This window comes from Bythopirellula polymerisocia, assembly GCF_007860015.1.
GTDB classification, from domain to species: Bacteria; Planctomycetota; Planctomycetia; order Pirellulales; family Lacipirellulaceae; genus Bythopirellula; species Bythopirellula polymerisocia.
In genome coordinates this window covers 231,099-255,573 of the sequence record NZ_SJPS01000004.1, presented here as the reverse complement: position 1 = coordinate 255,573, position 24,475 = coordinate 231,099, and the positions used below count along the sequence as shown (strand labels likewise).

Here is a 24,475-nt window from a genome sequence, read left to right as displayed (position 1 = left end):
CACCATTTAACCCATAAAATTTGTATGGTATTCCCTCTCAGCGACGACAACTCGGATCGCACCACATTTCCGATCGTGAACATTACGCTGATCGTAATCAATGTGCTCGTGTTTGCGGTGTTTCAAGGAATGGGGAAGAACGAAAACTTCACACTTGCCTATGCCACGGTACCTGCAGAGATTACTTCGGGGCATGATGTGGTGACCGAAGACAAAATCGTGCAAATGAATACTCCCGTTGGTGTGCAGGAAGTACAGATGCCGGGGCTTCGGACCACTCCGATCCCTGTTTATCTGACACTACTTACGGCAATCTTCATGCACGGCGGCATAATGCATCTGGCGGGGAACATGTGGTTTCTGTGGATTTTTGGTGACAACATCGAACACGATCTCGGCAAGGTGCGTTACCTGGTTTTTTATCTCCTGTGCGGAGTATTGGCATCGCTGGCGCATGTGCTGGTGAGTGCGTCGGGACCAGCATCGCTGATTCCCTGCTTGGGCGCGTCAGGTGCGATTTCGGGTGTGATGGGGGCTTATCTTGTGTTGCATCCTCATCGCCAGGTGATGGTCCTGTTGTTTCGATTCGTGACCGACGTTCCGGGGTATGTTGCCGTAGGGATGTGGTTTGCCTTCCAGGTGATCAGTGGACTGGGGTTACTGGGTGGTGATCAACAAGGGGTCGCCTACGGTGCCCACATCGGCGGGTTCATCACCGGGGCGATATTGGCCGCACCCTTCAAGGCCAGCGTGGGAAGCAACTCGCGGGATTAACCATTAGCAGGCTTCGGCAACAGAGTTTGTAGGCTTCTGCCCTAAGTCATCTAATACTTTCCTATCAATTTCTCTGAAGAGATATCTCCACTTGGTTTGTTGCGCTGATAAAGAACTGCTGTGCAAGATTGAACTTCCCAAGGCCGAACCCAGATGTACGGTGAGCGGGTATTTAAGTATCGCAGCCCCACGACTTTGATCGCGCAAATCTGCTCAGCAGTGCCGGCAGAAAGATGATGTCGGCAAATAGGGCCGTGGATAGTGTCAGTGCTCCCATGGTGCCGAACAGTCGTGCGTCGCGGGCATCCGCCGTGACGGCAGTCAACATGCCGGCCACTAGCACGATCGTGGTCATGAGCAGCGCCGAGCCGACACCAGTAAACGCACGTTGGATCGCCTGACGATCATCCACATCGGCACCTCGTTCTCCCGCGAACCGTGTGAGAAAGTGTATCGTGTCGTCAACGGCAATGCCGATGCAGATTGTAAAAACGCAGACGGTGACGATCTCCAAATGCTGGCCTGCGATCACCAACATCGCGCCCGTCGCTACCAAGGGAAAGACGTTTGGTATGATGGAGATCAGACCGATGCGGATTGAGCCATAAACAATCGTAAGCACCAGCCAGATGATGATGCTGGCAGTTCCCAGGCTGGTGGCCAGATCCGTGACTATCCGGTAGATATTATGCCAGCGCCAAATAGCGCCACCACTTAGTTCCAGAGTGAAGTCCGGATACTTGTCTGAAAGCTCTCTCAGCGATTTTTCGATCCGTTCAAAGACCGGGCCGTACTTAGCGATGCCGATGTCCTTTACGCGGAATTGTACGGTTGCACTTCTGTTTTCCGGGGTGTAGAACGCGCGTTTCAATTCGGCGGGTAGAAGTTCCAGTAGCGTCATGCGTTCCGCCGGTTCACCCTCGCCGGGGAGAGCGGCCAACAGTTCCCGAACGCCCAATGGATGCCCGATTAGAGGTTCGGCAGCTAGCACGTCATTAACGTCCTCCAGTATTTTCAGCAACTGACTGTCCTCGACTGATCGCTTCCAAGTGATGTTTACGTAGGCAAACTCTAACCCTCCCATCGCGTCATCCAAATGCCTCAGGCCCTGGGCCGCTTCGCCGGAATCGCCTAGCAACCCGAAGCGTTTTTCATCAGGAGTGAGTTGGGAGCAGATGGCGACCAGCACTGCGGTCGACCCGATCGCAATCCATGCCACCTTTCGGTCGTTCTTCAGCACCCACGCGACGACTGGTCCAATCCGATTGAGCTGCCTGTCCACTAAGCTCTTGCCGAGCCCCACGTGAAGACGTCGCCCCAATGGTGAACGGCAACCCAGGGGCAGTACTGTCAAGACGCTTACCAGCGTACAGAATACTCCCATCACACAACAAAGGCCAAACTCACGCACGATCTGGTGATGGGCCCAAATCAAACTGGCGAAGCCGATCGCGGTCGTCAGACTCGTCAACACGCAGGCCATGCCCACTTTGGCCACACCACGACGCGTCGCCTCGCGGACATCGTGACCTGAGGCCCGCTGCGATCGAATCTCCACCATCATGTGCACGGCGTCAGTCAGCCCGACGAGACTGACCAATATCGGGACAATCACATCAGAAAAAGGGTTTTGCTCAAGATCGAAAAACCGCAAGAAACTCATTGTCCAGAAAACGCCCAATGCAGGTGCGACTGCGACGATCACCACTGCCGAGAACCCGCGGAATAGCACTAACGCAGAGACAATCATGATGCAGTAGCCTATCAACTGATACCGCCATGCGTCGCGGACGTGGTTCTGTCGCATCAAGAGATTCAATGGAGCCTGCCCGGTGACTTGAAACTTCAGGTCTGAGCCAGGCACCGTGCTGGCAGCCGCCGCGGCAGTTTCGCTCAAGTCGCTAGTACAGGCAGTATCGCTGGTGACAAAGAACCAGTCGAGATTCAGGTGCAGCAGCAATGTCTTGCCGTCACTGGAGATCAGTTGCCCAACGGCCAAGGGATTACCCAGCGTGCGTTCCCGCCCCAATTCCATTTGTCGCTCCGAGGCGTCAGATCGCGGCAGCGGCGATTCCGGCAGTCCAAACAGATTGAGTCCTGGGATGCTTTCGATCCACAGAATACTACGCACTTGCGGCAGGTCTTGCAGAGCATCGACCGCGGTACGAATCGCGGTGAGGCTTTCCTGCGTGAAAAAGTCGTGGCTGGTGACGACGATCGTGACGTCTCCCCCGCCGACGCGAAAGGGAGTGACGTCTGGTGGTGGCTGGTCGGATTCGAGAAGCGCGCCCGGCTCGGAAGCTACACTTTTCTGTTGCTGCTGAATTTCTGAAGAGGAGAACAGATTGGTGATCAGCGAGGGTTGAATGAATCCAATCAGCGATAAACTTGTCGCCAACACCAAAACTAGCAATTGCAGAATCGGACGATCTGCCCACCAGTAAAACAAACGAGTACTGAGCGAGGTTGCTTTCTGAGCCTCTTCCATGTTGCCCACTTAATCTGAAATCAGTTCTCTTCCGTGTTGTCTGCGAATAGCGCGAATGTGAGAGTCATAGTTTCTGGATTGTTCGACTTATAGCAGTGCTGAAAGCGAAACAATTCCCCTCAGTTGCTTTGTCATATTGTCATGTATTGTGCCGGAGATCGCTGGCATGGCTACATGATGTAGTATATTGATTCGCAAGGACTCTCGCTTTTTGCCAGTACTTTTAGAGCCGCCTCTGCGCCTCTTTTTCGATCTCACTCCGTTCGATCCGGCGGTCGTGGTCGTGGTCCATCTGTTTGAAACCAAATATACGAAAACTTTCGGGGACTTCGTCGTAGAGCACCAAGCCGTCACCGTCGCTGTCCATATCCGACAGAAACTCGTTGGTCAGTTTGTCGATGCGTTCCTGACGTTGCTGTTGGCTTTCGGCAGGTTCGTCAGATTCGTGCCGTACGACTATGCGGGGCTGGTCGCATGGCAGGGCCACATCGAAAAATGCCACTGCCATTTCCTGCCATGTTTGATCACCCCAGGTGACAAACTGATTAGGATCGGGATTAGTAGGATTGCCAGCCGAGTTGTCGAAGGTAACCTCCATTTCCAGGGCCGAGATGTCGTCCAACGGTATCGGCGAGGTAAAACCATAGAGATGCTGCCAATTAAAATCGTATTCTGGCACGCTCAAAAGCGTTTCCAGTCCGTTCTCTCGGCGAGCTTCCAGTCGAAACGACTTGCCGCGCAGATGCATGTGTGGCGTGGCACCCAGCAGGAGTGAGCCACTAGTGAACTGACGCATCTGAAGTCCCACCTTGTGTTCTTTGGCACCGGGAGGGATCTCGAAGTGGTGGTTCAGGGCCACACGCGTTGTCACTTCATGAGTGACGTCTTTTTCGTCAATAGTCCAAATGCCTACTTTGGTGGTGTCTTCCGTCTTGTGGCCATTAGGTGTGTAGTGCATTTGGAACACAAGTTTCGATCCGGCAGGCACTAAGCGAGCGTAACTAGGCGGCAATTCTACAGCTCGTTGTCCAGGCACGTAGCCTCCCAGCCAGCCTATGCCGTTGGAGCGCGTACCGTCGGGCTTTCGCACAAATACTATAGAGTGGTGTACGACGGAAGGATTGCCCGGCACGACTTGCGCTGCATGTATCCAGCGATCTTCCTTCCAACCAGGATCGACCACAAAGTATTGGTAGTCGACGATGCCCTCGGCTGGCACCTGAAACGGTTGCTGACGCATGGTGAATTGCTCGTCGGGGGGTGTCGACATCTGCCAACCCGCGGTCCATTTCGGAAGCGGCGGTAAATCCTTCGGATCGCCTTCCGGCATTCCTTGTGAAACCCATGCCGCCAAGGTCTTCAAATCCTCGGGAGGCATGTGCCGCGCACCGATAAACTTGCCGTACTCGGGAGCTGCATGCCAAGGCGGCATCCGTTTCTGTTCGATGACCTCTAACATCATCTCACCCCAACCGACCACCTCGTCGTAATCGGTCAGCGCAAAGGGCCCGATTTCACCCGGTCGATGGCACTCCACACAGTGCTGATTGAGAATGGGGGCAATATCGCGAGTGAAGGTAAGCGATTCGTCTCTCGCTTGCATCTTTGCAGCGGGCTCGATGAAAGTGATGAGACACCCGACCGTAATTGTCCTGGCAATGGGGACCTGTTCGCCGGAGACTAACGCTTCAATTGCATCTCGCAGATTGTGCTGGGTTGGTTTCCCTCGCGAAATGCCGGGTTCGTATTGGTCATCGATGCGGCCTTGGTAGCGGACCATGCCGGCCGCGTCGAGCACGATCACCTCCGGCGTGCGGGTAGCTCCCAAACGGCGGGCCAACGACTGGTCTTCGTCTTTGACAATGGGAAACGATATCTCTAAGTCTCTCATGTAGTTACGCACGTCTGCCGCCGAGTCCTGCGGATTGGAGTTGATACCGATCACGCGGACGCCCTGGGGGGCGAACTCGCCGCTCAGTTGGCTGAGTCGCTGGCCATAGAGCCGTGCCAACGGACATTCCGCTCCCAGAAAGCATACAACCTTCCACCTGCTGCCTTTGAGGTCCAGCGACTGGCCTTCAACGTCACGAACTGTGAACCAATCAATTCGTGCTGGACTGGTCGCGAAGGAGGGAACCTCCCCGATGAAGCATATAGAGAGTGTGAGAATCAGCTGCCAATTGATTCGAGACAAAACCTTGCTCCATTCCATCAATCAACTCCTCAAGCTTAGGTATTGTTCCCGCCCATCGAGCATGTCAAAGACGTTGGAAGTCTATCAAATGCACGTATCGCATGCTCCACTGGAAGGCAACCAGTCAACGCGCACTAAGCGATTCAACGTGGCTGAGTTGCTTAAGTTCAGGCAGTTTCTGCATGTCTGCTTGAAGAATACCAAAAACATGGGCTGTTGACATCTAGAGAATCTTCGTCGCGTCCTTTTCAGACTAAAAAATAGCAGGATCTAGACAGGTCGACACGGCTTTATGAAGAATCGGTTTCTCCAATTCCATGTTCTAGTTTTCGTATCGCATCAAGATTTCGTCGGGATCGAGACCCGCAATGCTTGAAAATTTCCCTTCGGCTATCGCGGCGCCTAATCGGGTCACCTGGCGGTAGTAGGAGTTCGAAGGGCGACGGCCCGTGTATTGCTGCGTCTGCTCCTGACAGAAGATATCGGCTGCATCGCGAACGATTTCGTCGCTTTGCCTTGCGCCGTAGAGCGCTGTGCAGAGCATTGTGATCAGGCTCTGGCAGCGGAGCGAAAGTTCTGCCATCCGGCATTGGCGGTCGGCAAGAGACAGTTGAAACTTGCTCATCGTGCTTGAGATTTCCAATGCCATGTCTTGCAGAGCGTTGCAGGCGAATTCTGCATGCTGGGCCAGTGCCGTTGGCATCGTGGGAAGTTGGCTCTTGGCCGTGGGTAACAGGCGTCGCGCCACGAGCCATTTCAAATAGGGAAACGCCACGCTCTTAAGCGCCCAGACGTGGGACGGGTTGAGTGGGTTGAGTTTTTTGATTCCAGCGGCGGCCAGGGCCTTGCCCACCGGTTCAAAATAAGTCTTTCCGTGGTGTTTAACGAGGGATTTGAAAAATGCCATACCAAGCACTTCCCCTTCTCCCTCGTAGATACAGGGGGCCAAGTACTCGTGAACATTGTCTCCCAGGAGGTGCCCATGGAGGAACGAGCGTCCGCCGTGGGTCTTCATGAACAGTTCGATCGCTGCGTGCTTTTGGGATTCGCTCCCAAAGATTTTGGCAATGATACATTCCATTTCACCTCGATAGCCGCGATCAATGAGTCCCGCGCACCAGGACACCAGGGCATCACAGGCCGTGATGAGTCCAGCCATCTGGGCGATACGCCGCTGCACAAGTTCGCGCTGGGCGATCGGGGCACTATAAGTAACACGGAAATTGGCCCAAGGAATCATACTGGCGAGCATGATACGCATCGTGCCAGCCGCATTGGCACAAAGCGCCACGCGACCCAGGTTCAAACCGTGGTAAGCGATGGTAAGTCCATCTCCTCGGGTAGGCTGGAGCAGGTTCGCGGCAGGGACTCGAAAGTTGTTGAAGATGATACCTTGATTGTAAGTTTGCTTGAGTGCCCACAGGCCATACTTGCGGAGTTGAAAGTGTTCGTTCTCTGTCTTGGGCAAATCAACGATGAGCACGGCGGGGCGATCCTCGATCAGGCAGACCAACCCGATGGTTCTTCCTGGCAGGACGTTGGTAATGAATAACTTTTCGCCGTTGACGACATAATCGTCTCCGTCGAGAACAGCCCGAGTACGCAATGCCGTGAGGTCGCTCCCGGCACATGGCTCAGTGAGGGCAAAAGCACTGAGTCGCGACCCGTCGGCCAAGCCCGGCAAGAAATATTGCTTTTGCTCGGGAGTGCCAAACGTCCGCACAGGATCCACCGCACCAATGCAACCGTGGACCGATGCCAGGCCAGCTATGGTAGGATCGGCCGTAGCCATGCGGGTGAGAAACGGTGCGAATTCGGCGAACGGGGTTCCCGACCCGCCGTACTCTTTGTCAACCAACAGACCCCAGTATCCGACCGAGGCAAGTTCTTGCATCACGTCTTCGGTAATTTTTCCATTGTCATCGAGCAGGGTGTTCGCAGCGCGATGTTGTCGCACCAATGCGACGGAAGCGTCCATCACTCGCTCGATGTCGGCACTGGGCTTGACGGGTGTGCTCTGAAACAATTCGACTGGCACACCGCGATCCCATACGGCTCGATGGGCAGGGGAATTGATCGTTTGGTATTGCGGTGCAAAGAGGGCCTCGACTTGATCGTCGGCTTTGTCGATAGCACCAGTGCGACGGGCCTCATCGGCACTCTTGCCACCGAGTTTCAACGCCGTTTCGGCGAATGATGCTTCGTGTTCAGTGTCGGGTTGAGTTTCGGGAGACATCTGCACTCCTTCACGTCTAGAATAAATCTTGGGATACATACATTCTACCTTGTGCCTGGGGTAAAGTAGAGGGATGATATGAGGGATAAATAGCTACGGGCCCTTGTTTCGCGTCTATTTGTCTTGTCTCATTTCCAATCACCAACCACTAGCCACTTACCACCCATGCACGATTCTCGAATTGATAAACTTGCCAATTTATTGCTCGATCACAGTTGTTCTCTCAAATCAGGAGAACATATTCTGATCGAAGCGTTTGACTTGCCGGAGCCGAATCTGGTGACAGCCTTAGTGGAAGGTGCTGCTGAACGAGGGGCTGTGCCATTGGTGAGTTGGAAAAACAACGCTGTGTTGCGAGCTCTCTACCGCACGGCGACCGAGGCGAGCATGAAAGCAGCAGCCGAGTTTGAAGGTGCGCGAATGAAGTCGGTGCAGGCATATATCGGTATTCGTGGCGCTTACAACAGCAGCCAATTTGCAGATGTGCCGCACGAGCGGATGGATCTGTTTCAACAGCATTGGTGGAAACAAGTCCACGGAGCAGTTCGCGTCCCTGATACGAAGTGGGTAGTGCTTCGTTACCCAACCGATTCCTTTGCTCAAGCAGCGAATATGAGCACCTCAGCGTTCGAGGATTTCTTCTTTGAAGTCTGCACCGCTGATTACGTGGCGATGGGCAAGGCTCAGGAGCCGTTGGTTGCTCGAATGGAAGCAGCCGATCGGGTGCGCATTTTGTCGCCAGGCACTGAGTTGGAATTCTCGATCAAAGATATCCCCGTCATCCCGTGCAACGGCGAACGGAATATCCCCGATGGAGAAGTTTTTACTGCGCCAGTCCGTGACAGTATCAATGGTGTAATTCGATTCAATACCCAGTCACGCTATCAAGGGACAGTATTTAGCGACATTGAATTCGAGTTTAAGAATGGCAAAATCGTCCGGGCTGAGTCGAGTGATAATGAGCGAATCAACGCAATTCTCGACTCAGACGAAGGGGCCCGTTATTGCGGGGAGTGGTCTCTCGGGACCAACAATCGCGTGCGTCTTCCGATGCTCGATACGCTCTTCGACGAGAAGATCGGTGGGAGTTTTCACCTCACTCCGGGGCAGGCTTACGAAGAGGCCGATAATGGCAACAATAGCCGCATTCACTGGGACCTGGTTCTCATCCAACGCGAGGATTACGGAGGTGGAGAAATCTGGTTTGATGACGAACTGATCCGTAAGGACGGTCATTTTGTGCCGGAGGATCTGAGGGAACTTAACGTAGGGCTCTAAATAGATTCGTAGTCGAGTCTCTCCGCGACTCGAGTTTACTGCGATGCTGTCACAATGTCAGTCTCAAAGAGTCGGACCTACAAATCGTGAAAAGTTTCACGAAGCGTGGCTTGTGAAAACTTTCACAAGTGTTTTAACCCACTTTACAACTAGCGGTCGGGTATCCAGCGATGCTAAACTGATACTATTAGCCAACCTTTCAGTTAGCAACTGATTGGTGGATCAATACTTCTCTTCTATTCACTAATGTCGGTTGCTGACTTAGTAGGTGCTTCGGAGCATTAAACCATGTGCGAAATCACTGCCCGCGATTGCATGACCACTAGATTGGTCACACTCAGTCCTGAGATGGATGTTCTCAAAGCCGTAGAGCTACTGCTCAAGAATCGAATTTCCGGCGCACCCGTGGTCGATGCCTTAGGCAACTATCTGGGAGTCTTTTCTGAGAAGTGCAGTATGCAGGTCCTCTTGGATGCAGCCTACGAACAACTGCCCAGCAATGAAGTGCGGATGTTTATGAACACCGATGCTATGACTATTGAATCCGATACTCAACTTCTCTCGATGGCACAGGTATTTTTACTGACGAATTATCGGCGGTTGCCTGTGCTAGAGGATGGGGTCCTGATCGGTCAAGTAAGTCGCCGAGATGTGATGCGAGAAGCACTCGGTGAACTCCGTAAACAAGGTGTGACCCAGGACACCGGATCAACGCTCCTCTATTTGAGTGCCGTTGTGGAACGTAGCGACGCCCCGCTGGTTTGAAATTGTAGTGTAGGCAGTGCCTGCCATTCTAAATGCGAAGCATACCAAATTTGCTTCGTGGGCGGTGCTCATCGTATTCTATGGTGCTAGCATTGCTGGCCTTGCCATATTTGGCTGTTTGGGGCTATAACCGTCGCTAGTTTGATAATTATCGATTCAATCGCCAAACGGATTTTCGCGAGGAAATACTATGAGTTCCGATCACCTCCCCTTTGCACAAGTTTCTGACGAAGCCATTGCCCAACGTGCCTACGAAATCTGGGAGTCGAGGGGTTGTCCCCACGGTGACGGCTCAGCCGACTGGGAAACGGCCAAGAAGCAACTTCTGGCCGAGCAGCGCCCCGGCGGTGGGCCGATCCGGTGGCTGATAGCCCGGCTACGCAACCGCGCAGCGATGTAAGAGTTGCGCTAAGGGTGAATCAATCGCCCAGCTATCACAGCCAAGATTTCGTCGGCGACCAGTCGTTTCGATCCGGCGACCTGCTTGAGTACGGTACCCGTGGGATCGAGGATTTCAACTTCGTTGTCCAACGAGTCCATCGCACTGACGCTGTTGGAGACGATTAAGTCGCAATGCTTGCGTTCAAGCTTGGCGAGTGCCCGGAGGCGATGATCTTCACTCTCAAGAGCAAAGCCGACGACCCAGCGAGTCCCTTTTTCAGCACCAAGCGTGGCGACGATGTCGTCGGTTTCGATTAGGTGCAATTCCAGTGGCTGCCCCGTCTTCGCGATTTTACTCTGCTCGACATGCACAGGGCGGTAGTCGCAAGGAGCAGCAGCACCGATCAAGCCGTCGCTTGAGTTGAACTCCTCGCGGCAAACTGCAAGCATCTCTTCGGTCGAAACGACTGGAACCACTCGCGCGGACGATGGGTATTCCACTTCAACGGGTCCGCTGACAACTGTCACGTCATGCCCCAGCGCCAAGGCTGCCTCGGCCAGTGCAGCGCCCATGCGCCCACTTGAGGCGTTGGTCAAATACCGTACAGGGTCGAAATACTGGCGAGTGGGGCCGGAAGTGATGAGTATTCGTGCGATGAGTAATGGCCTCTAGACTTGGAGCAGTTTTCTAACGGCAGCGGCAATCTCTTGAGGTTCGGCCATGCGGCCCATGCCTTGCTGCCTACAACTGAGCCAACCTTCATTTGGGCCAACCAAATGAAATCCGTCGGTGCGAAGTTGTTCGACGTTCCGCTGCACGACGGGTTTTTCCCACATTTCGCAATTCATGGCGGGGGCTAAAACGATGGGGCGCGTGAAGCTTACTAGCAGCGTACTCAATAGGTCGTCAGCCAGACCATGTGCTGCCTGTGCCAGAAGGTGGGCCGTTGCAGGAGCCACGCAGAGTAGCTCCGCCTGTCGAGCGAGTTCAATATGTGCGCCCAGCGGATGATCGTGGCGATCGAAGGTTCGCGTCAGAACCCTCCGACCCGTGAGTGCCTGAAAGGTGGCAGGACCGACGAACTTCTCCGCGGCGCGAGTCATGACCACAGTCACGCCTATTCCAGTTTGCACGAGATCGCTTACCAACGCGGCCGTCTTGTATGCAGCAATGCCGCCCGACACGCCGACTACAATTTCGTGTGCCATGCTCAGGTTGCCCGCCTGTTCGATCCGAGGAAACTGCTAGAGGCTAGAGAGATCCAATTCAGGAGGTGCACCAATTGTGGCATCCTCACCAGTGATCTTCACTTGACTTGACGCATCGAGGTAAATTTTATCCTGCAAGATTTCCTGCACGACGATTTCCATTTTGTCTTTGGATTGAAAATCGACCAAAGGTCGCGCGCCGGCATTGATGGCGGCGAGTCGCTTTTGGATAAGAGTAGACAATTTGAACCGGCCACCGACTTTATTTACAATCTGTTCTTCCTTCAAGGCATCAATCATCGAGAATTCCTTCGTTCTGCAATATGGTGACTATTTCTTCCACCGCTTGCGAAACGGTGTCGTTGACTACTTGAAACTTATAGCGACTGGCGAGCGCGATCTCCCGACGGGCCACTTCCAGCCGACGCTCAATGTCAGCGGCAGTCTCGGTGGCTCGGGATCGCAGTCGGCGTTCCAATTCCTCGATCGTCGAGGGTTGGATGAAAATGGTAAGGGCATTCTGGAACTGACGCAGGACCTCTTCAGCCCCCGCCACGTCAATCTCTAAGAGTACCCATTTTCCTGCTGCGAGACTAGGCCTCACCGCACTCCACAGCGTCCCATACCAGTGTCCCCGGCCAAAAACCTCGGCTGTTTCCAAAAAGTCGCCTGCCTCGCGGCGTTGGGCAAATTGCTCGGAAGACAGAAAGTAGTAGTCGACGCCGTCCTGTTCACCAGAACGGGGCTCGCGAGTGGTCGCAGAGATGCTCGGAACGAGTCGGCCAGCGAGGCGATCAAGTACCTGCTTCACCACGGTGGATTTGCCGACACCCGATGGGCCGGAGATGACGACGAGTTTTCCGGGCAGGTCGGATTTTCCGAGAGCAGTGGTCATTGGACGTTCTGGATTTGCTCCCGAATACGTTCCAACGCGGTCTTGATTTCGACGATTTGTTGCGAGATGAGGGCGTCGTTGGCTTTTGAACCAATCGTATTGGTTTCGCGACCCATTTCCTGGCAGATGAATTCCATCTTACGTCCGGCACTTTCGGGCAATTTCTGAGCCTCGCCAAACTGCTGGAGATGACTCCGCAGTCGGACGATTTCTTCCGAGATATCGGCCCGATCGGTGTACAACGCAACTTCACGGACCAGATCGGTCGGTTCGAGCGTTACATTGAGCGAAGAAAGCGCTTCATTTACACGATCTTGGATGCGTTTGCGATAACTCTCACCCACCAGAGGAGCCTGCTTTTCGATCACCTCAAGGCAAGCGGCCACCGTGTTGCATTGATCGTTCAAGTCGACGGCCAGGGCTTCTCCCTCGGCGGTACGCATCTTGGTAAGCTGCTCAATTGCGCCACGCAGTGCAGGCTCTACAAGTGGCCATAAACCGGCAGCATCCAGAGACTCGGTTGAAAGCTCTTCGACAACTCCGGGCAACGAAGCCAAGGGTTCCAACCGAATCATTTCGTCCAAGTTGCGTTTGGCAGCGACTTCCTGCAATTGATCGACGTATTGATGCAATACACGAGTATTTAGCCGAAAGTCTTCAGCGCTGGCCAAATGGCGAATGCGGAGATTGCAGCTCACTGTGCCGCGCTTCACTGTTTCACGCAGGGCCGACTCAATGAGCGATTCAAGCGAACTGTACCCTTCGGTTGTGCGGATGTTGAGCTTGAAGTAGCGATTGTTAACAGTACGAAGTTCGACCGCGATGGCATAGCCACCGCGTTGCTGAATCACTTCACCGAAGCCGGTCATGCTCAAGAGAGCCAAGGATTTACCTCAATTAAGGGTGTTATAAATCGGCGACGATTATAGCAAATTAGGGTTCAGTAAAGCCGGAAAATCTACTCGGACTCGTCCGACGAGTCGGTTTTCCCATCGCTGACCGGGGTTTCCTCAGTCGATGCCGTCTCTTCGAGATCGGCGGCCGAGTCTTCACCAACCGCAGTATTTTCTTCACTGTCCACTCCAGGCAGCAAGGGACCTGAGCTTTCAGCAGGAGCGCCAAGGTTCAATCGACTCTCGCCACTGGAAGAGGCGAACTTCGTAGCAGCTATGCAGAGCAAGATCCACACCGCCGCCGCGACTATGGTGACGCGTGTGAAGATGTCGCCCGCTTTGGCACCAAACGCGCTCGACCCCCCCATGCCACCCAGAGCACCGGCCAATCCTCCCCCGCGGCCCCGTTGCACGAGAACCAGCAAAATCAAGAAGATGGCGACTAGGGCCAACAAGATTTGAAAGACCACCTGAAAGGCGGCGAACATGGGAATAATCACTGTGAAAGCTCCGTCTCAAATTACGAAGTGAGTTAGTAGGTTAAAACTGGCAGTGCGTTTAGTGCCTTTGCTTACGACTTTGCAACCGTTGCGCCGGCAGCCGCAATAGCGAGGAAATCGTCAGCCTTGAGGCTTGCCCCGCCAATCAGAGCCCCGTCCACGTTGGGTTGCGAAAGGAGTTGCTCAGCGTTGTCGGGTTTAACGCTGCCACCGTAGAGGATACGAATCTTGCTAGCAATCTCCGCATTGTAGCGGGAAGTGAGTTGATTGCGAAGGTCGGCATGGACCTCTTCAGCCTGCTCGGTAGTGGCAACTTTGCCAGTGCCGATGGCCCAGACCGGTTCATAGGCAATAACGGTGGAGATAATCTGCTCGGCTGAGACATTGGCAAGCGACCCCTCAAATTGACGACGAATTACTTCGGAGGTCTTGCCGGCCTCTCGCTCTTCGAGCAATTCACCGACACACACGATTGGTCGCAGCTCTGCCTTCAAGGCTGCGAGGGTTTTCTTGTTCACATCCTGGTCGGTCTCGCCAAGAATGTGTCGACGTTCACTGTGGCCCAGGATCACGTATTGCACTCCCAAGTCACAGAGCATGGACGTGCTGGTCTCGCCAGTGAAAGCTCCATTGGCTTCCGGGTAGACGTTCTGCGCCCCCAAACCAACCGCAGCGTCTCCGATGGCATCGCGTACCAAAGATAAATAGACAGTCGGGGGACACACCAATAGCTCTGTTCCTTCCGCTTCGCCGGCACGGCTAGCAATTGCGCTGGCAAGTTGGCGCGCTCCGCTCGTATCGGTATTCATCTTCCAGTTGCCGGCAATAAGAGGGGTGCGCATTGTCGCAGTCTCCTGTAAAGCAAAGTCGAATCGGTTAGGGCCGAACAACGAGTTTTCGGCCCGGGAGAGAGAAACTGCTGCTCCCCTCTTCAAGGTAGCCCCTCAGTTTAGCCGATAGGCTCGGTCTGCGCATAGGAGCCAAGCAAAGTCAGCCTCAGGGCCCGTTTTTCTAGGGCGGCAAGTGCCCGGCGGGCTCGCAGTTGTGAGGCATGACCCTGGAATTCGACGAAGAAGAGATAGCTGCCTCGCTGACCTGGGAGGGGGAATGATTCTATCCAGGTCATGTTGAGTTTCTGTCGTTTGAAGATACCCATCGCATCGGCCAAGGCACCGGGCTGGTGGTCGATCTCAAAAACAACCGCAGTCTTATCGTTGCCGGTCTTCTTGGCACTCTCCTTCCCGATTACCGCGAAGCGAGTCACGTTATCACTGTTGTCCTCGATGCCATGGGACAAGACGGCAATCTCGTGGTTGACCCCTGCCTGCTCGCTGGCAATAGCTGCCGAGCCTGATTCCTCAGCGGCCTTGCGGGCCGCTTCGGCTGAACTGGAAACCTCGATGAGTTGGGCATCGGGCAGATGTTGACTGAGCCAGTTCCGACATTGCGAAAGAGGTTGTCGCTTGCTGTAAACCCGCACGACACTACTGCGACTACAATTGGCAAGCAGACAGTGGCGAATCCGCAGGGGGACTTCGCCACAGATCTGAATAGGGGATCGAGCCAGACACTCCAAGGCATCGGCGACGCGGCCGTCGGTGGAATTTTCAATTGGAACCAGGCCGAAATTGGCATGCCCACGCTCCACTTCCTCAAACACAGCCGCGATGGTGGCGACGGGAACGAGTTCGGCACTTTGGCCAAACCGCTCGATAGCGGCGAGATGGCTGTAAGTGAATTCTGGGCCCAAATAGGCGACTCTAGTGACCTGGGAGGCCGCCTGAGTGCCACTGAGGATTTCACGGAATACTGAGCGGACGGAATCGGCGCTAAGCGGGCCCTTGTCGGAATGTCCTAACGTGACCACGTGCTCCAAGGATTCACGCAAGTCGGCGCTTTCTGTCGGCGTGGTCCTCTTACGCTGAATGGCCAACTCGGCGCGTCGATTGATGAGTTCCAGAATCTCCTGATCTAGCTTGTCGATCTGACGCTGCGCAGGAGCTTTCACCCCGCTTGAGGTAGTTTTTCCGGGCCGTTTACTTTTCTTCTTTTTAGCCATCGCTCAAGTATGGGTATCATTAATCAGTACGCCAAGCCAAAGGCTCAGGGAAGCAAAGTCTGCCAATCTGGCATTGAGCTGGAATCACTCAAAGCAAGCTTACCGCGCTAAACTCTGCCATTCTGACAGATACAAATCCATTTCTGTCAATTTGCCAGCCAAGTGAGCTATGCATAAATGCTTACAAGATAAGGATTTACGGGTTTTTAAGAGTGGCACTCCTATCGGCATGGTCTTTGCTTTCCTTCCTGCAAGGTAATTCTGCGCATCGGTGGAAGTACTCACTTGCATACAAAATTTGGGCTGTTGATTTGAATTCAGCAATCCCTAAACCTAACAAACTAGGTTCATAACCAGGAGCATAAAATGGCTAGCGAAAAAATCATTGGTATCGATCTTGGCACGACCAACTCGGTCGTCGCGGTGATGGAGGGTAAAGAAGCAAAGGTGATTCCCAATCCTGAAGGGAACCGCCTCACACCCAGCGTAGTGGCTTTTACAGACAAAGGGGAAGTCCTCGTCGGAGAGCCTGCGCGTCGCCAAGCTGTCACCAACCCCACTAAGACTGTGTATTCGATCAAGCGGTTCATGGGCCGTCGGCACGACGAAGTCGCGTCCGAAGAGAAAATGGTGCCCTACGAAATCGTGGGTGGTCCGCAGGACTATGTGAAGATCAAGGCAGGCGATCAGGAGTTCACTCCCCCAGAAATCTCAGCCAAGACCCTGCGTAAACTCAAAGAGTCTGCTGAAGCATATCTCGGTCACACCGTGAACAAGGCAGTGATCACCGTGCCGGCATATTTTAACGATGCCCAACGCCAGGCGACCAAGGACGCAGGTCAGATTGCCGGTCTTGAAGTTGCCCGCATTATCAACGAGCCGACTGCGGCGTCGTTGGCATATGGCCTGGACAGCAAGGCCCACGAAAAGATTTGCGTGTTCGATCTGGGTGGAGGTACGTTTGACGTTTCGATTCTCGAAGTGGCCGACGGCGTATTTCGCGTTATAGCCACAAATGGTGATACCCACTTGGGTGGCGACGATTTCGACGAAGCGCTCATTAACCACGTAGCTGACCAATTCAAGAAAGAGCAAGGCATCGACCTCCGCAAGGATACGATGGCCCTCCAACGATTACAGGAAGCCTGCGAAAAGGCGAAGAAGGAGCTTAGCTCGGCGCACTCTACCGACATCAATCTGCCGTTTATCACTGCGGATGCCAGCGGCCCTAAGCATTTGCAATTAAATATCACTCGCGCCGACTTTGAAAAATTGGTCGACGACCTGATCGAGCGTGTACGTGGTCCCGTACTTCAGGCAATGAAAGATGCCAAAATGCAGCCCAGCGACATCGACGAGGTGGTGCTGGTCGGTGGATCGACCCGAATTCCTAAGGTGCAGGAAGTTGTGAAAGAAATCTTTGGCAAAGACCCACACAAGGGGGTCAATCCAGATGAAGTGGTCGCGATCGGTGCCGCGATTCAGGGTGGCGTGCTCAGTGGCGAGGTGCAGGACATCCTGCTCTTGGACGTAACGCCCCTCTCGCTTGGCATCGAGACCCTCGGTGGCGTGATGACCAAGTTGGTCGAGCGAAACACCACGATCCCCGCTGAGCGGAAGCAGGTGTTCAGCACGGCCGACGATAACCAGACTGCAGTCACAGTTCGTGTGTTTCAAGGTGAGCGCGAGATGTGTGCTGACAACCGACTCTTGGGACAATTCAATCTCGAGGGCATCCCCCCTGCCCCGCGTGGAGTGCCGCAGATTGAGGTGAAATTCGACCTTGATGCCAACGGTATTCTCAATGTCGCTGCTAAGGATCTTGGCACCGGCACGGAGCAGACTGTGCGAATTGAGCAGTCCAGCGGCTTGAGCGAGGAAGAAATCGAGCGGATGAAGACCGACGCTTCGGCTCACGCGGCAGATGACAAGAAGAAACGTGAATTGGTCGAAGCCCGCAACGAAGCCGAATCGCGTTGCTACCAGCTTGAAAAGCTGATCAAGGAGCAAGGTGACAAGCTCAAGGACTCTGACAAGCAGTCGCTCGAGGCGGCTATTACCAAGGTCCGCGAAGCGGCAAAGGGCGAAGATTCCGCGGCTATCAAGGCGGCTGTCGGTGAGCTTGAAGCAGCGTCTCACGCGATGAGCGAAGCGCTGTACAAGGCAACCACCGCCGCAGGCGAGTCCGATTCAGCGGATGGCGCGAGTGCCGAGTCCGATTCTTCAGACTCCGCAGACGATGACGCGATTGACGCAGAGTTTGAAGTGAAGAGTTAAGCACAATAGCCCCTCCGGACGAAATACAATTGCGATTTACTGTCCGGAGGGATTTTACTTAATCGGAAGTTAAAGTTTTGCTCTCTGCTGCGCTCGTACTCCGCATCGCGGCTATCAATTATTATTCCGCAATCAGATTTCACCATTCCGCATTTGATTTATATGGCATTTCGTTTTGACAAACTTACGATCAAGGCCCAAGAGGCCGTTCAACGGGCGCAAGAGCTTGCGGCCGATGCGGGGAATCCGCAGCTTGAGCCAATTCATTTGCTTTCCGCTCTGCTCGAAGAGCAGGATGGGGTCGTGAGGCCTCTCTTGGATCGAATTGGTGCGAATCAGGGACAACTCACAAAGATTGTCGATGCTGAGCTTGGGCATCTGCCGAAGGCATCTGGTGGTGCCCCTCCACAGATTGGCTCTACGACGAGCAAGATTCTCGAAGCGGCCCAGGGGCAAGCCAATGCAATGCAGGACGACTTCGTCTCGACCGAGCATTTGCTATTGGCGTTGGCCCATGAAAAATCTCCGGCCCAAGATGTTCTGAAGCTCAATGGCGTCGACGATCAGGATATTCTCAAGGCGCTGCGTGAGGTGCGCGGTTCAGCACGAGTAACCGACCCCAGCCCCGAGGCGAAGTTTCAGGCTCTGGAGAAATATGGTATCGACTTGGTCGAGCGAGCCGATCAGGGGAAGCTTGATCCGGTAATTGGCCGGGACCAGGAGATTCGTCGAGTGATCCAGGTGCTTTCGCGTCGCACGAAGAATAATCCCGTGTTGATTGGTGAGCCAGGCGTCGGCAAAACGGCCATTGCCGAGGGACTCGCACTGCGGATCGTGCAGAGCGACGTGCCACAGAGCCTGAAAAACAAGCGCGTGGTCGCGCTCGATATGGGGGCGTTGATTGCCGGGACAAAATTCCGTGGCGAATTCGAGGAGCGACTCAAGGCGGTACTTCGCGAGGTCCAGGATGCTGGCGGAAATGTCATTCTGTTTATTGATGAACTTCACACGGTTGTTGGTGCCGGGGCGGCCGAAGGGGGCAATGACGCAGCAAACCTGCTTAAGCCGGCGCTCGCACGCGGTGAGCTTCGCTGCATTGGGGCAACGACGCTTGATGAGTACCGCAAGTACATTGAAAAAGACGCAGCCCTTGAACGACGTTTCCAACCTGTATTTGTCGGAGAACCGAACGTTGAAGACACAATCGCCATCTTGCGTGGTTTAAAACCACGTTACGAAGCCCATCATAAGGGGGTGCGGATCAAAGACTCTGCTCTGGTGGCTGCGGCGGAACTGTCACATCGATATATTGCTGATCGCTTTCTGCCTGACAAGGCCATCGACTTGATGGACGAGGCCACCAGCCGCTTGGCAATGGAGCTTGAGAGTGTCCCCACCGAGATTGACGAGCTCCAACGAAAACTGATGCAGCTTGAGTTGGCGGCAAGGCAATTGGCCGAGGAGACCGAGGAACACGCGAAACAGCGGCTAGCCGAAGTCAATGAGGACATGGCCCAGATCAAGAAACAATTGGCTAACCTGCGCGAGCAGTGGGAGAGCGAAAAGCTTGGCGTAGGGGATGTGCAGCAGGTCCGCGAGAAGCTGCTCGATGCCACGCATCGGGGTGAGCAACTCTCGGCCACGATCAAGGACAAACAATCGGCAGGCGAGCCGGTAGGGGAAGATCTCTACCAATCTCTCTACGAACTCGATGTACAGCGAAAGCAGCTTACCAAACAGTTGGAAGAAATCGAGCAGAGACAAACTTCCAGTTCAGAAGAGGGTGCCACCAAGCCAGAAGGCACGCGGCGTCTCCTGCGACAGGAGGTTGGCCCCGATGAAATCGCCGAAGTGGTAAGCGCTTGGACCGGCGTGCCAGTTTCTCGAATGATGGAAACTGAGCGGGCCAAACTACTCGTGCTGGAAGAACGATTGCATCAACGAGTCGTTGGACAAGATCAAGCGGTCGTGGCCGTGGCGAATGCGGTACGTCGCAGCCGGAGCGGGCTGCAGGATCCCAATCGCCCGATCGGTTCGTTTCTGTTCTGCGGACCAACGGGTGTCGGCAAGACCGAGCTTTGCAAAGCTCTGGCCGAGACGCTCTTTGACGACGAAAATTCGATGGTCCGCATCGACATGAGCGAGTTCATGGAGAAACATACCGTCAGCAGGCTTATCGGTGCTCCTCCCGGATACATCGGCTACGAAGAAGGGGGAAAGCTCACCGAGGCAGTTCGTCGGAGACCTTATTCGGTTGTCCTTTTGGACGAAATTGAAAAAGCGCACAACGATGTGTTTAATATCTTGTTGCAGGTGCTCGACGACGGTCGGCTCACGGACAATCACGGACATACGGTTGATTTTACGAACACTATCATCGTAATGACTTCTAACGTAGGTAGCCAACTCATTCAGCAAATCACCTCCGAAGGAGGTTCACAGGAAGAGATGCGCCAGGCACTGAGTGAGACACTCAAGGCGCGATTCCTGCCGGAGTTTCTTAACCGCATCGACGAGACGATTGTGTTCCAACCACTCAATCGAAGTCAGGTCGCGCAAATCGTCGAATTACAAATAGAAAAACTGGCTGAACTCTTGAACAAGCGGGGATTGAACCTGGTTGTTACCGAAGCGGCTCGCAACCACATTGCGGCGGAAGGGTACGATCCCCTATTCGGTGCTCGACCCGTAAAGCGGGTGATCCAGCAATCGATCCAGAATCCGCTAGCCACGGAACTCTTGAAAGGAGATTATCCTGAGGATTCGACAATCGTGGTTGACTTCGCAGACGATGAATTCACCTTCGCCAAGAAGTCGTAGACCGGAACAGCGCACGACTTGTTCCAGCCATCCGTTTCAGAATCCTAACGTCCCGCCTCGACGAGTTCCCATTCAACAATCAGTTTCTCGGCACCCGGTGACATCTCGCGAAGTTTGCGGACGATTTCGAGCTTCTCGGATTGCGTCGCCTTGGCAAGTTTGCCTTTTAGCTGGGCCAACTTATGATAGCGCTTACGGCGACGGCGTAGTTCTCTTTGACGTTCACTGGCTCCCACGAAAATCTCCTTGCGAAAGGTCACCTTGTCAGCAAATGGGTACGACTGGCTAAGTAGAGCTTGGCAATAAGCCACCTCTAGCCTATCTTTTGTACTGGAGACGGCTCACGGCGTCAACGTGGCGAATATTCCCGTTTCGGTCGGGTGGCAGAGTGGTCGAATGCACCGGTCTTGAAAACCGGCGTGCCTCCGGGTACCGTGGGTTCGAATCCCACCCCGACCGCTCGGTTTTTGCAATTACATTGGAAACCCCAAAGCTTTCCACTTTTCCAGTACCGTTTTGCCCCTCATTTCTACACAATTCGGTCCTTGACTGCTTCGTCTTGAGCCTGCAGTTGGCGTCGGAGGCTTTCTAGATTTGGTCTGCAGGTAATGCTTTAAAGCCACAGTGGTGCTATTTCCGATCTATGAACAAACTACCTGGATCGGAAAATCGTTGGCCAGCTCCGTCTCACGGGTGGCTCGAAGATTGTGAAACAGCTTCGGCCACGGAGTCAGCCCCTGCCCCTTCAATGATCTTCTCAAACTGGGTTCATAGGTTTCGATTGTCGTGCCCTAGGCAATGTCTGCCCATGATGATCGAGAAGGCCACATGATAGCAGAGCCAACTCTTGCCCACCTTACCTCATTCCTTTGAGTTTATGGGAGAGCATGAATTCTAGACTGGTGTCAAGATTTTGAGTACGTTCCTTCAAAGGAGGCGGATATTGGGAAGTCGCCACCGGTAATTCACCGGCACTGTGGCTAATTCCGTGCGATGGATTCTTGCGGGTGACATGATCCGCTGTAAGAATGAGTGGATGGTCCGAAGAGTATTCCTTTTGCGAAACGAATTCATCTGTCATGGCCGCCGAGATTCCGAGATACCGATACCGAGTTGATCGGGCCGACATTCTGATTTGGGTGGACACACTCTGGCTAGCCTTTGCTAAAGAGAATGGGGCCACGGAATTGACTGAGGAAAATGTCCTCGGGCGATCTCTGTGGGACTTCGTCGGGGGCGACGATGTTTGCACTCTGTATCAGCAAGCGCATTCTCGAGTCCGATCAAGCAACAAACCAGTCGTGCTGCCGTTCCGTTGTGATTCTCCCACGCTGATACGTCACATGCGAATGATCATCCATCCGGAGGAGGGCGGACAAGTACTCTACGAGAGCCTACTTACTAAGACCGAGTCGCAGCCCTATCTTGGTATCCTCGACAAGTCACGACCACGCTCTAATAGGATTCTGACTCTGTGCAGTTGTTGCAAGCGAGCCTTGCTTGAGCCGGTAGGGTGGTTGGCTGCGGAGGAAGTCTCTGCCAAACTAAAGGTCTTAGATGCCGAGAGATTTCCTAATTTGCGTGAGATGGTCTGCCCCAAGTGTGCCGAGTCCTTTGCACATGGCTCGGAAAATGGCAACGCAGCCTGAGAGTGCCTAGATAACTTATCACCACACTCTGACAATATTCTTCCGAATATTCCCCCAGGTGTGCTTGAGATTCGGCACGTGGGGAGAAATATCGGCTATCCGCAGTCGCGAGGGGCTGGGTACGAGATGAAAACCTAACCACTTCGGCCTCAATGATTCCGACCGGATAATTTTCCTCATCGTTGCTAAATCGTTAGTAGAACACACCAGGACAAGAACCCCCATTGGTCACGAAAGAGGCTACCGGGCAGTTCCTACTCGCTTTGGGCTTGCGATAATCCGGGTATTTTTCACTGAAATGAGCTTTTTTTAGCAAGGTTCGAAATTCAAGGCACTTAGTTAGCTAAAAATCACTAAATTTGATTGACAGCGTGGTGGAAATGCCATTACCATGACGCGTGGAAGCGGTTTCAATTCTTTTCAAAGCTATCTGTTTTCTTTGCGATATTCGTCGGAATCAGTCTTTTTTTTGCATCTAGGTTTTTACCACTAACAAAGAATGGGTTGAACTAATGAAACAGCAAATCTTTTGTGCCCTGCTATTGGCCATAGGCCTTACGGCCAGTGTTGCGCAGGCAAATCTATTGGTCGACGGAAGCTTTGAGGCAGCCACGGGTGGCGGCATCACGAGCAATAGTCCCTGGGTGCTCTCCGCAAACAAACCCAATAATTTCGACTTCTCGACACAATTCCAAACTGCCGGCTTTTCCAGTAGTGATGGTCTCACAGGCATTTGGTACAAGTCTTTCACCGGTTTAGGTAATGGGAGCAATCTAACTGGCGATTCGATTCTGATTCAAAGCGTTGCCGCTCCACAAGACGGCAACTATATCTTGACTTTTGACGCTGCCCGCGAAGCAAACTTTCTAGCGAACGAGTGGTATGTTGCCATCGTTTCAAATACTCCTGGAGGTGGATTGCAGGACACCGTAGACTTGTTGACAGCACCAATCCCCCCCGGCAGTTTTGGCTCGGCGGTCACTCCGTTTGCTCTGTCATTGAATGGTGTCCAGACTGGAAATACTATGAGCGTGTTTGCCGTGATGACCGGTGGACGCAACGCGGGTGTGAATCCTCAGTCTGCTTTCTTGGATAATTTCAACCTGACGATGGTACCCGAACCCACTTCACTGGTATTGATGGGTATCTGTGGCTTGGGTCTCTTGATTCGTCGACGATAGAGTTCCATTTTTTGGTTCGATTCATCGTGGGCCTCCCGGTTCCATAGAACTGGGTGGCCCACTTTGCTTTTCCTCCTGATCGTCCTCTATGGCTTAGCAGCGTTTGAGCCTTTGAAGTTGCCTAGAGAACTATAATTCTTGAGTACCTGAATAGTTGTCAATTTTGGCAGCGGTAAAGCTAGGGTTTGCACTACATTCCTCGCGATGTGCCACCACTTCCGCCTCTTGAACGAAGCCCGCCTGCTAGCCAAGCAGTTCAAGGCAACCATTGCCGACGATCAACTCGCGTTGCCCTTCGGAGACTTTTACCCACTCAACCAAGTTCCCGTGATTCGCATAGATGATTTAGGCGAGCGCGAGATAGTTCTAATGGAGTGGGGGCTGCTGCCTTTCTGGTGGAGGCCGTCTGGCAAGCAAACTTCCCGCAAAGCCTATCAGCGGAAATGCTTCAACGCCCGGGGAGAGACTATCGACACGAAACCAACTTTCCGGGCAGCGTTCAAGAGTCGCCGGTGTCTCATTCCTGCCACTGAGTTCATGGAGAAGGGCCACTATTTCCACCTGCCTGAAAATGAGCTATTCGCATTTGCTGGATTGTGGGAACACTGGCAGTGGGACGGTGAGACTGTCGAGAGCTGCACGATAGTCACCACCACGCCGAATGCTGAAGTGCAAGAGGTTGGGCACCACAGAATGCCTGTCGCGCTGACCAAGGATAACGATTTGGAATCTTGGCTCGACTCCGAGATTGTGGAACGTGAAGCTTTGGAGAGACTTTTGCTGCCATCAGCCGATGGGACGTTTCAAACTAGGAAAACCCCTGAATAGGAAGGGTGGTACTTGTACTGGTACCTCCGAAGCGCGGAGGGGTGGAGG

General features: G+C 53.7%; 21 protein-coding genes and 1 tRNA gene. 10 read left to right on the top strand and 12 right to left on the bottom strand.

What is annotated here, in order from left to right; genetic code table 11:
* The first annotated feature begins 24 nt into the window (after nt 1-24).
* Nucleotides 25-774: a rhomboid family intramembrane serine protease gene (locus Pla144_RS13915; protein ID WP_146451293.1), complete on the top strand. Its 750-nt coding sequence runs from the start codon at nt 25-27 to the stop codon at nt 772-774.
* A 172-nt stretch (nt 775-946) separates the two neighbouring features.
* Here the strand turns inward: Pla144_RS13915 and Pla144_RS13910 are convergent, their stop codons facing one another.
* The 3 genes from Pla144_RS13910 to Pla144_RS13900 all read right to left on the bottom strand — a co-directional run bounded on the left by Pla144_RS13910 (nt 947) and on the right by Pla144_RS13900 (nt 7,692).
* The gene (locus tag Pla144_RS13910) at nt 947-3,262 is read right to left on the bottom strand and encodes an efflux RND transporter permease subunit (protein ID WP_146451292.1); all 2,316 of its coding nucleotides are present in this window, start codon (nt 3,260-3,262) and stop codon (nt 947-949) included.
* A gap of 223 nt (nt 3,263-3,485) precedes the next feature.
* Nucleotides 3,486-5,474, bottom strand: coding sequence for a redoxin domain-containing protein (locus Pla144_RS13905; protein ID WP_146451291.1), 1,989 nt, complete (start codon nt 5,472-5,474; stop codon nt 3,486-3,488).
* 304 nt (nt 5,475-5,778) lie between these two features.
* On the bottom strand, nt 5,779-7,692 hold the full coding sequence (locus Pla144_RS13900) for an acyl-CoA dehydrogenase family protein (RefSeq protein WP_146451290.1): 1,914 nt from the start codon (nt 7,690-7,692) through the stop codon (nt 5,779-5,781).
* 165 nt (nt 7,693-7,857) lie between these two features.
* Here Pla144_RS13900 and Pla144_RS13895 point away from each other — a divergent pair, with 165 nt between their 5' ends.
* From Pla144_RS13895 to Pla144_RS13885, 3 genes are all read left to right on the top strand, one after another.
* On the top strand, nt 7,858-8,970 hold the full coding sequence (locus tag Pla144_RS13895) for an aminopeptidase (RefSeq protein WP_146451289.1): 1,113 nt from the start codon (nt 7,858-7,860) through the stop codon (nt 8,968-8,970).
* Between the two features lie 288 nt (nt 8,971-9,258).
* Nucleotides 9,259-9,735 carry a CBS domain-containing protein gene (locus tag Pla144_RS13890; RefSeq protein WP_146451288.1) on the top strand — a complete coding sequence of 159 codons (477 nt, stop codon included), beginning with the start codon at nt 9,259-9,261 and terminating at the stop codon, nt 9,733-9,735.
* A gap of 190 nt (nt 9,736-9,925) precedes the next feature.
* Nucleotides 9,926-10,135 (top strand): DUF2934 domain-containing protein, encoded by a 210-nt coding sequence (locus Pla144_RS13885; RefSeq protein WP_146451287.1) that lies wholly within the window; start codon nt 9,926-9,928, stop codon nt 10,133-10,135.
* An 8-nt stretch (nt 10,136-10,143) separates the two neighbouring features.
* Here Pla144_RS13885 and Pla144_RS13880 read toward each other — a convergent pair whose 3' ends face one another.
* The 8 genes from Pla144_RS13880 to pheA all read right to left on the bottom strand — a co-directional run bounded on the left by Pla144_RS13880 (nt 10,144) and on the right by pheA (nt 15,672).
* Nucleotides 10,144-10,773, bottom strand: coding sequence for a phosphopantothenoylcysteine decarboxylase domain-containing protein (locus tag Pla144_RS13880; protein WP_146451286.1), 630 nt, complete (start codon nt 10,771-10,773; stop codon nt 10,144-10,146).
* A gap of 12 nt (nt 10,774-10,785) precedes the next feature.
* Nucleotides 10,786-11,325 (bottom strand): flavoprotein, encoded by a 540-nt coding sequence (locus tag Pla144_RS13875; RefSeq protein ID WP_146451285.1) that lies wholly within the window; start codon nt 11,323-11,325, stop codon nt 10,786-10,788.
* Between the two features lie 36 nt (nt 11,326-11,361).
* Complete coding sequence (locus Pla144_RS13870; RefSeq protein ID WP_146451284.1) at nt 11,362-11,625, bottom strand: DNA-directed RNA polymerase subunit omega; 264 nt, start codon at nt 11,623-11,625, stop codon at nt 11,362-11,364.
* Complete coding sequence (gmk, locus tag Pla144_RS13865) at nt 11,618-12,220, bottom strand: guanylate kinase (RefSeq protein WP_146451283.1); 603 nt, start codon at nt 12,218-12,220, stop codon at nt 11,618-11,620. Before gmk ends, Pla144_RS13870 begins: the two co-directional genes overlap by 8 nt.
* Nucleotides 12,217-13,104 (bottom strand): YicC/YloC family endoribonuclease, encoded by an 888-nt coding sequence (locus Pla144_RS13860; RefSeq protein ID WP_231936366.1) that lies wholly within the window; start codon nt 13,102-13,104, stop codon nt 12,217-12,219. Before Pla144_RS13860 ends, gmk begins: the two co-directional genes overlap by 4 nt.
* A gap of 74 nt (nt 13,105-13,178) precedes the next feature.
* Nucleotides 13,179-13,613 (bottom strand): preprotein translocase subunit SecG, encoded by a 435-nt coding sequence (secG, locus tag Pla144_RS13855; RefSeq protein ID WP_231936365.1) that lies wholly within the window; start codon nt 13,611-13,613, stop codon nt 13,179-13,181.
* 71 nt (nt 13,614-13,684) lie between these two features.
* Nucleotides 13,685-14,455 (bottom strand): triose-phosphate isomerase, encoded by a 771-nt coding sequence (gene tpiA / locus Pla144_RS13850; RefSeq protein ID WP_146451282.1) that lies wholly within the window; start codon nt 14,453-14,455, stop codon nt 13,685-13,687.
* Between the two features lie 107 nt (nt 14,456-14,562).
* Nucleotides 14,563-15,672, bottom strand: coding sequence for a prephenate dehydratase (gene pheA, locus Pla144_RS13845; protein WP_146451281.1), 1,110 nt, complete (start codon nt 15,670-15,672; stop codon nt 14,563-14,565).
* 366 nt (nt 15,673-16,038) lie between these two features.
* Between pheA and dnaK the strand changes: the two genes are divergently transcribed.
* Together dnaK and clpB are read left to right on the top strand one after the other, a co-directional pair.
* Nucleotides 16,039-17,949 (top strand): molecular chaperone DnaK, encoded by a 1,911-nt coding sequence (gene dnaK / locus Pla144_RS13840; protein ID WP_146451280.1) that lies wholly within the window; start codon nt 16,039-16,041, stop codon nt 17,947-17,949.
* Nucleotides 17,950-18,111: 162 nt separating this feature from the next.
* Nucleotides 18,112-20,769, top strand: a complete 2,658-nt coding sequence (gene clpB / locus Pla144_RS13835; protein ID WP_146451279.1) for an ATP-dependent chaperone ClpB — start codon at nt 18,112-18,114, stop codon at nt 20,767-20,769.
* Between the two features lie 44 nt (nt 20,770-20,813).
* Here the strand turns inward: clpB and Pla144_RS13830 are convergent, their stop codons facing one another.
* On the bottom strand, nt 20,814-21,080 hold the full coding sequence (locus Pla144_RS13830) for a DUF6800 family protein (protein ID WP_231936364.1): 267 nt from the start codon (nt 21,078-21,080) through the stop codon (nt 20,814-20,816).
* A 63-nt stretch (nt 21,081-21,143) separates the two neighbouring features.
* Here Pla144_RS13830 and Pla144_RS13825 point away from each other — a divergent pair.
* The 4 genes from Pla144_RS13825 (at nt 21,144) to Pla144_RS13810 (ending at nt 24,427) form a co-directional block, all read left to right on the top strand.
* Nucleotides 21,144-21,228 (top strand) — tRNA-Ser (locus Pla144_RS13825).
* A gap of 569 nt (nt 21,229-21,797) precedes the next feature.
* Nucleotides 21,798-22,418: a hypothetical protein gene (locus tag Pla144_RS13820; protein WP_146451278.1), complete on the top strand. Its 621-nt coding sequence runs from the start codon at nt 21,798-21,800 to the stop codon at nt 22,416-22,418.
* Between the two features lie 512 nt (nt 22,419-22,930).
* Nucleotides 22,931-23,599 (top strand): PEP-CTERM sorting domain-containing protein, encoded by a 669-nt coding sequence (locus Pla144_RS13815; RefSeq protein WP_146451277.1) that lies wholly within the window; start codon nt 22,931-22,933, stop codon nt 23,597-23,599.
* Nucleotides 23,600-23,803: 204 nt separating this feature from the next.
* Nucleotides 23,804-24,427, top strand: coding sequence for an SOS response-associated peptidase (locus Pla144_RS13810; protein ID WP_146451276.1), 624 nt, complete (start codon nt 23,804-23,806; stop codon nt 24,425-24,427).
* The last annotated feature ends 48 nt before the right edge of the window (nt 24,428-24,475 follow it).

Excerpts from the sequence above, each read along its gene's own strand:
- Pla144_RS13915 (WP_146451293.1), top strand. The coding sequence starts at position 25 with ATGGTATTCCCTCTCAGCGACGACAACTCGGATCGCACCACATTTCCG.
- Pla144_RS13910 (WP_146451292.1), bottom strand. The coding sequence starts at position 3,262 with ATGGAAGAGGCTCAGAAAGCAACCTCGCTCAGTACTCGTTTGTTTTAC.
- Pla144_RS13905 (WP_146451291.1), bottom strand. The coding sequence starts at position 5,474 with ATGGAATGGAGCAAGGTTTTGTCTCGAATCAATTGGCAGCTGATTCTC.
- Pla144_RS13900 (WP_146451290.1), bottom strand. The coding sequence starts at position 7,692 with ATGTCTCCCGAAACTCAACCCGACACTGAACACGAAGCATCATTCGCC.
- Pla144_RS13895 (WP_146451289.1), top strand. The coding sequence starts at position 7,858 with ATGCACGATTCTCGAATTGATAAACTTGCCAATTTATTGCTCGATCAC.
- Pla144_RS13890 (WP_146451288.1), top strand. The coding sequence starts at position 9,259 with ATGTGCGAAATCACTGCCCGCGATTGCATGACCACTAGATTGGTCACA.
- Pla144_RS13885 (WP_146451287.1), top strand. The coding sequence starts at position 9,926 with ATGAGTTCCGATCACCTCCCCTTTGCACAAGTTTCTGACGAAGCCATT.
- Pla144_RS13875 (WP_146451285.1), bottom strand. The coding sequence starts at position 11,325 with ATGGCACACGAAATTGTAGTCGGCGTGTCGGGCGGCATTGCTGCATAC.
- Pla144_RS13870 (WP_146451284.1), bottom strand. The coding sequence starts at position 11,625 with ATGATTGATGCCTTGAAGGAAGAACAGATTGTAAATAAAGTCGGTGGC.
- gmk (WP_146451283.1), bottom strand. The coding sequence starts at position 12,220 with ATGACCACTGCTCTCGGAAAATCCGACCTGCCCGGAAAACTCGTCGTC.
- tpiA (WP_146451282.1), bottom strand. The coding sequence starts at position 14,455 with ATGCGCACCCCTCTTATTGCCGGCAACTGGAAGATGAATACCGATACG.
- pheA (WP_146451281.1), bottom strand. The coding sequence starts at position 15,672 with ATGGCTAAAAAGAAGAAAAGTAAACGGCCCGGAAAAACTACCTCAAGC.
- dnaK (WP_146451280.1), top strand. The coding sequence starts at position 16,039 with ATGGCTAGCGAAAAAATCATTGGTATCGATCTTGGCACGACCAACTCG.
- clpB (WP_146451279.1), top strand. The coding sequence starts at position 18,112 with ATGGCATTTCGTTTTGACAAACTTACGATCAAGGCCCAAGAGGCCGTT.
- Pla144_RS13820 (WP_146451278.1), top strand. The coding sequence starts at position 21,798 with ATGAGTGGATGGTCCGAAGAGTATTCCTTTTGCGAAACGAATTCATCT.
- Pla144_RS13815 (WP_146451277.1), top strand. The coding sequence starts at position 22,931 with ATGAAACAGCAAATCTTTTGTGCCCTGCTATTGGCCATAGGCCTTACG.
- Pla144_RS13810 (WP_146451276.1), top strand. The coding sequence starts at position 23,804 with ATGTGCCACCACTTCCGCCTCTTGAACGAAGCCCGCCTGCTAGCCAAG.